This is a genomic window from Bradyrhizobium sp. BR13661 (assembly GCF_029892425.1).
Lineage (GTDB): Bacteria > Pseudomonadota > Alphaproteobacteria > Rhizobiales > Xanthobacteraceae > Bradyrhizobium.
This window is the reverse complement of sequence record NZ_JARXWB010000028.1, coordinates 41,155-52,715: the sequence shown is the minus strand read 5'-3', so window position 1 is coordinate 52,715 and position 11,561 is coordinate 41,155. Positions and strand designations below refer to the sequence as shown.

At 64.5% G+C, this 11,561-nt stretch carries 10 protein-coding genes; 2 read left to right on the top strand and 8 right to left on the bottom strand.

Annotated elements, in window-relative coordinates; genetic code table 11:
• Window positions 1-13: 13 nt before the first annotated feature.
• Window positions 14-1,363 carry an 8-oxoguanine deaminase gene (locus M2427_RS32760; RefSeq protein ID WP_280710941.1) on the top strand — a complete coding sequence of 450 codons (1,350 nt, stop codon included), beginning with the start codon at window positions 14-16 and terminating at the stop codon, window positions 1,361-1,363.
• A 100-nt stretch (window positions 1,364-1,463) separates the two neighbouring features.
• Here the strand turns inward: M2427_RS32760 and M2427_RS32755 are convergent, their stop codons facing one another.
• The 4 genes from M2427_RS32755 to M2427_RS32740 all read right to left on the bottom strand — a co-directional run bounded on the left by M2427_RS32755 (window position 1,464) and on the right by M2427_RS32740 (window position 6,171).
• Window positions 1,464-2,540, bottom strand: coding sequence for a BMP family ABC transporter substrate-binding protein (locus tag M2427_RS32755; RefSeq protein WP_280710940.1), 1,077 nt, complete (start codon window positions 2,538-2,540; stop codon window positions 1,464-1,466).
• An 80-nt stretch (window positions 2,541-2,620) separates the two neighbouring features.
• Window positions 2,621-3,538, bottom strand: a complete 918-nt coding sequence (locus M2427_RS32750) for an ABC transporter permease (protein WP_280710939.1) — start codon at window positions 3,536-3,538, stop codon at window positions 2,621-2,623.
• Entirely contained in the window at window positions 3,525-4,616 is a 1,092-nt protein-coding gene (locus M2427_RS32745; protein WP_280710938.1) for an ABC transporter permease, read from the bottom strand. The genes M2427_RS32750 and M2427_RS32745 overlap by 14 nt, the downstream gene beginning before the upstream one ends.
• Complete coding sequence (locus M2427_RS32740) at window positions 4,600-6,171, bottom strand: ABC transporter ATP-binding protein (RefSeq protein ID WP_280710937.1); 1,572 nt, start codon at window positions 6,169-6,171, stop codon at window positions 4,600-4,602. The genes M2427_RS32745 and M2427_RS32740 overlap by 17 nt, the downstream gene beginning before the upstream one ends.
• A 572-nt stretch (window positions 6,172-6,743) precedes the next feature.
• Here M2427_RS32740 and M2427_RS32735 point away from each other — a divergent pair.
• Complete coding sequence (locus tag M2427_RS32735) at window positions 6,744-7,850, top strand: hypothetical protein (RefSeq protein WP_280710936.1); 1,107 nt, start codon at window positions 6,744-6,746, stop codon at window positions 7,848-7,850.
• 66 nt (window positions 7,851-7,916) lie between these two features.
• On the opposite strand, the gene M2427_RS32730 is transcribed toward M2427_RS32735, so the two are convergent.
• Genes M2427_RS32730 through M2427_RS32715 form a run of 4 tightly spaced genes read right to left on the bottom strand, consistent with a single transcriptional unit; the run spans window position 7,917 to window position 11,560 of the window.
• Window positions 7,917-8,396: a nucleoside deaminase gene (locus M2427_RS32730; RefSeq protein ID WP_280710935.1), complete on the bottom strand. Its 480-nt coding sequence runs from the start codon at window positions 8,394-8,396 to the stop codon at window positions 7,917-7,919.
• 13 nt (window positions 8,397-8,409) lie between these two features.
• Window positions 8,410-9,942, bottom strand: a complete 1,533-nt coding sequence (locus M2427_RS32725; protein ID WP_280710934.1) for an ABC transporter ATP-binding protein — start codon at window positions 9,940-9,942, stop codon at window positions 8,410-8,412.
• Window positions 9,939-10,622, bottom strand: coding sequence for an isochorismatase family cysteine hydrolase (locus tag M2427_RS32720; protein WP_280710933.1), 684 nt, complete (start codon window positions 10,620-10,622; stop codon window positions 9,939-9,941). The genes M2427_RS32725 and M2427_RS32720 overlap by 4 nt, the downstream gene beginning before the upstream one ends.
• A gap of 11 nt (window positions 10,623-10,633) precedes the next feature.
• Complete coding sequence (locus M2427_RS32715; protein ID WP_080136340.1) at window positions 10,634-11,560, bottom strand: ABC transporter permease; 927 nt, start codon at window positions 11,558-11,560, stop codon at window positions 10,634-10,636.
• Window position 11,561 lies beyond the last annotated feature (1 nt).

Sequence of the window (11,561 nt, the reverse complement as noted above, 5' to 3'; positions counted from 1 at the left end):
GAGAAGCAGGCGCATGAGCGACGCAAAGCCGATCTGGATCAGGGATCCCCTGGCCATTCTCGCCGACGGTGCCGGGCGCGGGATCGTCGTCAAGGACGGCCGCATCATCGAGCTCGTGCCGGCTGGCGCGACGCCGGCGACCGCTGATGTCGCGGTGTTCGATGCGAGCGGGCACGTCGTGCTGCCGGGCCTCATCAACACCCATCATCACTTCTATCAGACGCTGACACGGGCGTTGCCCGCGGCGATGGACCGCGAGCTGTTTCCCTGGCTGCAGGCGCTCTATCCGGTCTGGGCCAGGATGACGCCTGATACGCTCGAGCTCGGCGTCACCGTGGCGATGTCCGAACTGCTGCTGTCGGGCTGCACCACCACGACGGACCATCATTACGTCTTCCCGGCGGGGCTCGAAGAGTCCGTCGACATCGAGGTCGGGGTCGCAAAGCGGCTCGGCGTCCGCGTGCTGCTGACGCGCGGCTCGATGAACCTGTCGCAGCGCGACGGCGGCCTGCCGCCCGACAGCGTCGTGCAGGACGAGGATACCATCCTCGCCGATAGCGCGCGCGTGGTTGCGAAGCACCACCAGCGCGGCGCGGATGCGATGGTGCAGATTGCGCTCGCGCCGTGCTCGCCGTTCTCGGTGACGACATCGCTGATGCGCGCCACCGCCGATCTCGCCGACAAGCTCGACGTGCGGCTGCACACGCATCTCGCCGAAACCGAGGACGAAAACAAATTCTGCCAGCAGATGTATGGCTGCCGCCCGCTCGACTATCTCGAGCAGTGCGGCTGGCTCAACGCGCGGACCTGGCTCGCCCATGGCATCTTCTTCAATGCGGACGAGATGAAGCGGCTCGGCAAGGCCAGGACTACGATCAGTCACTGCGCCTGCAGCAACCAGCTGCTGGCCTCCGGCTGCTGCCCGGTGTGCGAAATGGAAGAGGCCGGCGTCGACATCGGCATTGGTGTCGACGGTTCAGCTTCGAACGATGGATCCAACCTGATGCAGGAAGTGCGCGCGGCCTTCCTGCTGCAACGGGCGCGCTATGGCGTGACCAAGGTCAGCCACAAGGACGCGCTGCGCTGGGCCACCAGGGGCTCTGCGGCCTGCGTCGGCCGGCCGGAACTCGGCGAAATCGCCGTCGGCAAGGCGGCCGATCTCGCGCTGTTCAAGCTCGACGAGTTGCGCTTCTCCGGCCATGGCGATCCCCTGGCCGCACTGGTTCTGTGCGGGGCGCATCGGGCTGACAGGGTGATGGTGGCGGGGAACTGGGCTGTCGTCGACGGCGCGATCCCGGGACTGGATGTTCCGGACCTGATCCGCCGGCACAGCGCCGCGGCGCGGGCGATGCAGGCGGGATAAAGTTAAAAGAGGGGGCGACCACAAGTGCCGGGTGCTTCTGGCCACCCCCTCCGAACCTCCTCCGGGAGGAGCAGGTAATTTGGGCGATGCAAGAAGCGTGCTACTTGCCAGGCAGCTTGTCGTCGATGCCCTTCACGTAGAAATTCATGCCGAGGATCTGGCCGGCGTCGAGGTTGGCGCCGCCCTTGCACTCAATCTCCTTGCCGTCCTGCCCAATGACCGGGCACTTGAACGGGTGCAGGGTGCCCGCGGTGATCGCGGCCTGGGCATCCTCGGCGATCTTCTTCACGTCGTCAGGCATGTTGGTGTACGGCGCCATTCCGAACATGTGGCTGTCGAGGCCGCCCCAGGTGTCTTCGGACTTCCAGGTGCCGTCGAGCTCGGCCTTGACGCGGGCGATATAGTAGGGGGCCCAGGTGTCGAGGATCGAGGTCAGCTGGGTCTTGGGCCCGAACTTGATCATCTCGGAGTCCTGGCCGAAGGCGAGCTTGCCGCGTTCGCTGGCGATCTGCATCGCGGCGGGCGAGTCGGTGTGCTGCATGATCACGTCGGCACCCTGGTCGATCAGCGCCTTGGCGGCGTCGGCTTCCTTACCCGGGTCGAACCAGGTGTTGGCCCAGATGATCTTGACCTTGATGTTCGGGTTGATGGTCTGCGCCGCCAGCATCGTCGCGTTGATGCCGGAGACGACCTCGGGAATCGGGAACGAGCCGATGTAACCGAGCACGCCTGATTTCGACATCTTGGCCGCGATCAGGCCTTGAATGTAGCGGCCCTGATACCACTTCGACGAATAGGTCGACATATTCTTGTCGCGCTTGTAGCCGGTCGCGTGCTCGAAATGCACGTTCGGATATTTCTTCGCAACCTTCAGCGTCGGATCCATGTAGCCGAACGAGGTCGTGAAGATCAGCTTGTTGCCGGCGCGGACGAGCTGCTCGATGGCGCGCTCGGCGTCGGGACCTTCGGGGACGTTTTCGAGATAGGTGGTCTCGATCTTGTCGCCGAATTCCTTCACCAGCGCCTGGCGCGCGAGCTCGTGCTGGTAGGTCCAGCCGAGATCGCCGATCGGGCCGAGGTAAATGAAGCCGACTTTCAGCTTGTCGTCGGCGGAGGCTGCACTGACGCTTCCGGCAAGCAGAAGCCCGGCAGCCAGCGCAAGAAGTGATTTCCTCATCATCAATCTCCAAACATCAGGGGAAAGCCACGATCCGCAACCTGCGCGCCCCATCGCGCACGCTGCGAAAAACCAAAACTCTAACGGTCAGGTACGAACACGGTGCCGAGCGCGGCCGGTGCGGTCGAGCCGCCGGTGCGTGCGCGGGAGAGCAGGACCAGCACGATGACGGTCGCGAGATAAGGCAACGCCGACATGAATTGCGAGGGAATGCCGACACCCCAGCCCTGCGCATGCAGTTGCAGGATCGTCACCGCGCCGAACAGATAAGCGCCGATGACGAGACGGCCCGGCCGCCACGACGCGAACACGACCAGCGCCAGCGCGATCCAGCCGCGGCCCGCGGTCATGCCTGGAATAAAGAACGGCGTGTAGGCGAGCGGCAGATAGGCGCCGGCAAGACCCGCGCAGGCACCGCCGAACATCACGGCGAAGGTGCGGATGCGCAGCACGGGATAACCGAGTGCATGCGCGGAGACATGATTGTCGCCGCAGGCGCGCAGGATCAATCCCGCGCGCGTACGATACAGGAACCACCAGACGCCGATGATGAGCGCGATGGAGAAATAAACGAAGGCGTCCTCACCGAACAGCACGCGACCGATCAGCGGAATGTCGGTAAGGCCCGGAATGTGCAGATGCGCAGCCGGCGTGATGCGTTCGCCGACGAAGCCGGCGCCGATCAGGCCGGACAGGCCGATGCCGAGAATGGTCAATGCCAGACCCGTCGCGACCTGGTTGACGGCGAGGCCGAGCGCCATCAACGCGAAGATCAGCGACATCAGCGCTCCCGCGATAATGCCGAACAGCGCGCCGATGAAGATTGATCCAGTGAGCCACGCGCCGCCAAAGCCGCAGGCCGCGCCGACGATCATCATGCCTTCGACGCCGAGGTTGAGCACGCCGGAACGCTCGGTGACGAGCTCGCCGGTTGCCGCGATCAGGAGCGGCGTCGAGGCGGCGAGCACCGACAGGATGATGGCTTCAACCAGCTCCACGGGCCACCTGTCGGTTCGGGAACACCAGCTTGAAGCGGTAGAGAATGAGGGAATCGCAGGCGAGTACGTAGAAGAGCAGGATGCCCTGGAAGACCTTGGTGACGTCCAACGGGATCTTCATTGCGATCTGCGCCTGCTCGCCGCCGATAAAGGTCAGTGCGAGAAAAAAGCCTGCAATTAATATTCCAATCGGATTCAACCGGCCGAGGAAGGCGACGATGATCGCGGTGAAACCGTAGCCGGGCGAGATGCCGGGCTGGAGATGTCCGACGGGGCCGGCGACCTCGATGATGCCGGCGAGACCGGCGAGCGCGCCCGATACCGCGAAGGTCAGGATGATCAGCTGGTTGGAATTGAAGCCGCCGAATCGCGCCGCGCGCGGCGCAGCACCCACGACACGGATCTCGAAGCCCTTGATGGTGCGCCCGAGCAGGATCGCGGCCGCCGCCACGACCAGCAACGCGATGATCGAGCCGAGATGCAGCCGCCCGCCCTCGATCAGCAGCGGCACCGTCGCCACCGGATCGAATTCGGCCGTGGTCGGGAAGTTGAAGCCGTTCGGATCGCGCCAGGGGCCGCGTACGAGGTAGTCGAGAAAGAGGTCGGCGACATAGACCAGCATCAGGCTGGTGAGGATCTCGCTGGCGCCGAACTTCACCTTGCAGATCGCCGGGATCAGCGCATAGAGCGCGCCCGCGGCGGCCGCGAGCACGAGCATCGCCGGCAGCACCCAGGCGCCGGCGTCGGTGCCTTGCGTCTTGACCGCGATCCAGCTTCCGGCGACCGCGCCGATCAGGAATTGCCCCTCGGCGCCGATGTTCCAGGCGTTGGCGAGATAGCAGAGCGACAGCCCGATCGCGATCATGACCAGCGGCGTCGCCTTCACCGCGATCTCCTGCAGCGAATAACCGTCGGTCAGGGGCGCGATGAAATAGGCATGCAGCGCGAGCAGCGGATTCTTGCCGATGATCGCGAACAGGATGGTCATGGTCACGATCGTCAGGCCGATCGCGATCAGCGGCGAGACCAGCGCAATCGTGTTGGAGCGCTCGGCGCGCTTCTCAAGCACCAACTGCATGCGCGGCCTCCTCGGGCTCCAGGCTGCTGCCGCCCATGAGCAGGCCGAGCTTCTCGCGCGTCGCTTCGCTTGCAGCGAGCGGAGCGGACAGCCGGCCGTGGAACATCACGGCGATGCGGTCGGCGATCTCAGCGAGCTCGTCGAGATCCTGGCTGGTGACGAGCACCGCAGCACCCGCGGTCGCCAGGTCAAGCAGCGCCTGGCGGATGACGGCGGCCGCTCCAGCATCGACGCCCCAGGTCGGTTGGCTCACCACCAGCACGGCCGGGTTGCGCAAGATCTCGCGGCCGACGATGAATTTTTGCAGATTGCCGCCCGAGAGGGAGGCCGCTTCCGGGTCGCGCTTCGCCTTGCGCACGTCGAAGGTCTCGGTCGCCTTGTCCACGGTGTTCAGCGTGGCCGCGGTGTCGATGAAGCCGTGATTGACCATGCCGCTGGCGGCGTGTCCGGTCAGCAGCGCGTTCTCCGACAGCTTCATGCGCGGCGCGGTGCCGTGGCCGAGCCGCTCTTCGGGCACGAAGGCGGCACCGAGCTTGCGCCGCTTGGTGATCGAGAGGTGGCCGGCGGCGATGCCTTCGATCACGACAGTGCCGGGATCCCTCGACAGCCGCTCGCCGGACAGTGCGGCAAAGAGTTCGTCCTGGCCGTTGCCGGCGACGCCGGCAATGCCGAGAATTTCGCCGCCCTTCAGCTCGAACGAGATGTGCTCGAGCCGCACCCCGTGTGCCTCGTCCGGCGCGAGCGAGAGATCGTTGACGACGAGCCGCGGGATCGTGGTCTGCCGCCCGGCGGCCGCCTTCACTTCCTTGATCTCGCCACCGACCATCATGCGTGCGAGCGAGGCGGCGGTCTCCTGCCGGGGATTGCAGGTCTGGATCTTCTTGCCGCCGCGCAAGATCGTGGCGGTATCGCAGAGGCGTTTCACTTCCTCGAGCTTGTGGCTGATGTAGAGGATGGCGCGGCCTTCGGCCTTGAGCCGCTCAAGGACGATGAAGAGCTGGTCGGCTTCCTGCGGCGTCAGCACCGCGGTCGGCTCGTCCAGGATCAGGAATTTCGGATCCTGCATCAGCGCCCGGACGATCTCGATGCGCTGGCGTTCGCCGACGGACAGTTGCCAGACCTCGCGCTTGGGATCGAGCGGCAGGCCATAGGTCTTCGACACCTGCTCCAGTCGCGCCGACATGTCCTTGAAGGATTCCTTGCCGTCGAGGCCGAGCGCGACATTCTCGGCGACGGTGAGATTGTCGAACAGCGAGAAGTGCTGGAACACCATGCCGATGCCGCGGCTGCGCGCTTCGGAGGGACCGGACAGCACGATTCGTTCGCCCTGCCAGCGGATTTCGCCGGCGGAGGGCTGGATCAACCCATAGATCGCCTTCACCAACGTCGACTTGCCGGCGCCGTTCTCGCCGAGAAGGGCGTGAATTTCCTTCGGCCAGATGTCGATATCGATGGAATCGTTGGCGAGGAAATCCCCATAGCGTTTGGTGAGCCCGACCGTTTGAAGCAACGGGGACTCGCCTGAATGCAGGCCGTTAGGCGTCGGATCTAACATTCGCTAATGCGCTGGCATGGGATGAACTGCCTCAATAGTGGGCTAGTTTGAACCGCCGCGTAAGGTGTGAAAAAGCGTCATCCCTTGCTTAACGCTTCGGCAGGGGCTTGGTGACGCGAGTCGCGACCCTTCGCCGGGTGATGAGTGTCTCCAGGCGGAGCGCGGGGGCCTCTCGCAGTCTCAGCCTGCAGGCGAGGTCTGTTGCATATTTGTGACGGTTCAAACCAAATCGGAACCCGCTGTGCAGGCTTGATGTGAAGTTGGGCAAAACCGCGCCAGCACGCGTATGCAATTCCGGATCGCTGCCGCCGCCGTTGCCGGCATTGGTATCCGCGTTGTGCGTTCGAGATAAATCATAAACGAATTCAACCGGGAATGTCCGGCATTGCGTTGCCGGCACTGCGCGGCGACGACGTGCGAAAACTCCAATGTTTCCGCGATGAATCGTCGCGTGCTGCTGAAACATACGGCATGCCTTGAAAAAAGTTGAGGCTTCTCACTCCGGGAGTTCGGCGCAAGTGTCGCCTCAAGGGACGTTCATTTTTACGTGTCCAAACTTGGGGGTATTCAGGATGTCGTTTCGTTTCAGGGCAGTTGCAGCAACGGCGCTGTCACTTGCTACGCTGGCCATCGGGGGCTTGGCTCACGCGGCGGATCTGCCGGTCAAGGCGGCCAAGAAGGCGCCCGACCTCCCGTTCTTCCTGGTGATCGACGACCGCGTGTCGTTCTCCTGGATGCCGAAGGGCACTGACCCCGGCGTGTGGAGCAGGCGTCCGGACGGCAGCATCAACGGCACTACGGCCAAGCAGGTCTACTCCTTCACCCACTTCGACCTCTGGGCCTACGGCACCAACTTCTTCACGATCTCGATGTTCAAGTCGGGTCATAACGACCCCGCGTCGCCCTGTACCGCACCGGGCGTGAACATCAACGGCACCCCGAGCAATTGCGCCGGCGCGACCGAGATCTACGGCCTGTTCCGCTCCACCTTCGGCTGGAACGAGTTGTTCAACACCAAGGCCTTCACCATGGGCCCGCTGCACAACATCTCGTTCGAAGTCGGTATGGATGCGAATACCGAGAACAACTTCCTCGCGCCCGCAAAGCGCGACGTCGTCGGCGGTCTGCAGTTCGCCTTCGACCTGCCCTACAAGGGCTACATCGACGTCGCCCCGTTGGTGTACTGGGAGTTCCTGAATCACAACTCGTTCACGCAGTGCGGCCTGTTCGGTGCGGGCGTTGCCGGCGTGACCTGTAACTCCGACGGAAACGTGAGCTATCGTGCGACCTGGGCCGTTGAAATCAACTACTATATGGACCTCGGTTTCCTGCCGCCGAACATGCAGTTCTGGTCGATCAGCGGCCGTGCCGGCTGGTATGGCCCGAAGGGCGACTCGAACGGTCTTCCCGCACTCTCGGGCATCGGCCGGTTCTCGACCGCTTCGAAGACCGAGCTGAACAGCGAACCGATCCGCCTGACCTTCGACGCGTCGAAGGCCGCCTGGGGTGACAAGTACTCGCACTTCGTCGACCTCTGGGTCGCCTACCGCTACTGGCAGAACAAGTTCGGCCTCGACCACAACGCCATGCCCGGCGTCTGCACTGTCGCTGCAACCGGCGAGAGCACCAAGAGCTGCACCGAGTCCACGGTCTATGGTGGTATTACCGTGAAGTTCTGATTGCCTGAGGTTCAGGCTCAAGTGGCGCCGCGCAGGAATGCGCGGCGTCATTCGTGTTTGCGGCGCCTACTTCGTCCACACACCATCGTGCAGTGCTTCCGCTTCGTCTTCCAGCAACGGGCCAATCACCGCCGTCGGTCGTTGGCCGCTCGCAAAGACCGTACGGCAGGGCAGATCGAGCGTCGGGTTCTCCGGGTGATTGCCAGTGACGCTGCGCAGACGGTGTTCGCTGAGGCCGTAGACCACGCGGCCGATGCCGGCCCAGTAGATCGCGCCGGCGCACATCGCGCAGGGCTCTGCCGAGGAATAGAGCGTCGCTGACGCCAGTACTGCGGGGCTCAGCGTGCGGCAAGCTTGCGTCGCCGCCAGGCGCTCGGCGTGCGCGGTGCCGTCGTGATCGGGCATGTAGCCGTTCTCGGCTTCGATCAATACCTTGCCATCAATATCCACGACGATGCAGCCGAAGGGATGGTTGCCATGGGTGAGAGATCGGCGGGCGACCGCGAAGGACAAACGCAAGAACTGCTCGTCGCGTTCGCCGCTCATCGATGCTCCGCGTTCAGTGCCCTGCCATGTGCCGGCCGACCTCGGTCAGATCGGCTTCGCTGGTTCGAGCTTCATACACGAATTCGCCGTGGAACATCACCACCAGCCGGTCGGACAGTTCGAGCAATTCGTCGAGGTCCTCGCTGACCAGAAGCACGGCCGCGCCGCGGTTGCGCGCGGCCATGATCTCGGCGTGGATCTGCGCCACAGCCGCGAAGTCAAGGCCGAAGCAGGGATTGGCGGCGATCAGCACCTCGACGTCGCCGGCAAGCTCGCGGGCGAGCACGGCGCGCTGGACGTTGCCGCCAGACAGCGCCGAGATCGGCGTCTCCGGCGTGCGGGTTTTGATCTTGTACTGGCCGATCTTCTTCTGCGCGTCGTCGCGGAAGGCGCCGCGGTTGAGCCACCAGCCGCCGCTGGCAAAGGGCGCGCGGTCGAACTCGCGGAAGGCGATGTTGTCGGCGACGCTCATGCCGCCGACACAGGCGTTCTTCAGCGGCTCCTCGGGCAGCAGCGACATCTTGTGGCGCCGCATCTCCTCGCGGCTGGCATGATAGCCATCTCCGGCGACGCGGATCTCGCCGCCTTCGGCTTCACGCTGGCCGGCGAGGACCTCGACGAGCTGGCGCTGGCCGTTGCCGGAGACGCCGGCAATGCCGACGATCTCGCCGGCGCGCACGGTGAGCGAGACGTCATGCACGGCGACGGCGCCGGCATCGTCGAGCGCACGGACTTTTGCGAGCTCCAGCCGCGCCTGGCCCGCTTCGCCGGTGCGCGGCGGCTGTACGGTCAACTCCTCGGCGCCAATCATGGTCCGGGCCATCGCATCCGGCGTCAGCTCGGAAACTTTGCCTGCACCGGCGAGCTTGCCACGGCGCAGGATGGTGACCTCGTCGGCGAAAGCCATGACCTCGCGGAACTTGTGCGTGATCATCAGGATGGTCAACTCGCCCTTGACGACCATGTCGCGGAGCATGCCGAGCACTTCATCGGCTTCGGCAGGCGTCAGCACCGAGGTCGGCTCGTCCAGGATCAGGAAGCGGCGCTTGAGATAGAGCTGCTTGAGGATTTCGCACTTCTGCCGCTCGCCGGCCGAGATGTCGGAGACCTTTGCGGCGAGCGGTACCTTGAACGGCATTCGGGCCAGAAAGGCCTCGAGCTCCTTCATCTCCTTCGGCCAGTTCACCACAGCCGGCACGTCGTCGCGCGCCAGCACGAGGTTTTCGGCAACCGTCATCGCCGGCACCAGCGTAAAGTGTTGGTAGACCATGCCGAGGCCGAGCGCGTGAGCATCCTTCGGGTTGGCAATCGCCTGTTCGCGGCCGCCGACGAGAATGTCGCCTTCGGTCGCGTGGTAATATCCCATGATGCACTTCACGAGGGTCGACTTGCCGGCGCCGTTCTCGCCGAGCAGCGCGTGGAACGAGCCGGGCCGCACCTTCAGCTCGACATTGTCGAGCGCCAGGAAGTCGCCGAAGCGCATGGTCATGGCGATGGCGTCGACGCCGAAGGCGCCTGATGGCGGAAGCGGTTCGCCGATGATCACGAAATCGCTCCAATGAAGGCGTCCGAGGTCGAGACCGCACCGAACACGCCTCCCTGCATCTTGATCATCTTCAGAGCATGCTCATGGTTGCTCTTGTCGGTCGCGCCGCAGCAATCGTGCAGCAGCACGCATTCGAAACCGCGGTCGTTGGCCTCGCGCATGGTGGTGTGGACGCAGACGTCGGTGGTGATGCCGGTCAGCACGATGTTCTCGATGCCGCGCACGCGCAGGATCAGCTCGAGATCGGTGGCGCAGAACGAACCCTTGCCGGGCTTGTCGATAACAGGCTCGCCCGGCAGCGGTGCAAGCTCCTCGATGATGTCCCAGCCGGGCTCGCCGCGCACCAGGATGCGGCCGCAGGGGCCGGCATCGCCGATGCCGGCGCCGATCTGGCGCGAGCGCCAACGCTTGTTGGCGGGAAGATCCGAGAGATCCGGACGATGGCCTTCGCGGGTATGGATGATGTGAAAGCCTTGGGCGCGCATGGCCGCGAGCAGCTTCTTGATCGGCTCGATCGGTGCTCGCGTCAGCGAGAGGTCGTAGCCCATCTTGTCGACATAGCCGCCGACACCGCAGAAGTCGGTCTGCATGTCGATGATGATGAGCGCGGTGTTTTGCGGGCGGAGATCGCCATTGTAAGGCCAGGCGTAGGGCTCGGACTTGATGTAGCGCTCGGGCATGATTTCGCTCTCTAGCGGGTGATCGACAATTCGGCCGGGGCTCCGGTCAGCGTGCGTTTCGGTGAGCAGGTGATGATCATGATCGCCAGCGTCAGGATGTAGGGCGCTGCGTTGAAGAGATGGTAGCCGGAGGTGACGCCGACCGATTGCAGCGCCGGCCCGAGCGCCGCGGCGCCGCCAAAGGCGAGCGAGGCCCACAGGCACAGCAGGGGATCCCAGCGCGCGAAGATCACGAGCGCGACCGCGGTGATGCCCTGACCCGACGAGAGGCCTTCATTCCAGCTTCCGGGATAGAACAGCGACAGGAATGAGCCGCCGATGCCGGCGAGGAAGCCGCCGACCATGGTGGCGCGCAAGCGGATCAGCAGCACGGAGTGGCCCATTGCGCGCGCCGCATCCGAGCTCTCACCGGCGGTGCGAATGAGCAGGCCCCAGCGCGTGGTGCGGAAGGCCCAATAGAGGATTGGCGCGAGCGCGACGCCGATCAGGAAGAGGACGTTGACGCGCAGCGCCGCCCGCACCTGCGGGATGTCGCTCCACCAGCCGAAATCGATCGCTGGCAGCCGCGGCGCGGTGGGCTCGATCAGCGGCTTGCCGAGATAGAAGGCGAGGCCGGTGCCGAACAGCATCAATGCGATGCCGACCGCCACGTCGTTGACGCGCGGCAGCGAGCAGATGCCGGCATGCAGTGCGCCCAGAAGCGCGCCGGTGATGCCGGCGGCAAGCACGCCAAGCCAGGGCGATCCCGTTACGTAAGAGATGCCGTAGGCGCTCATTGCACCCATCACCAGCGTGCCTTCGAGACCGAGATTGATGCGCCCCGAGCGCTCCGTGATGCATTCCCCCAAGCTCACGAACAGGAATGGCGTGGAGACGCGAATAGCGCCGCCGAGTACGGCGAGCGGGACGGTCCAGAGTCCGATCGATCCGTCTGCCATA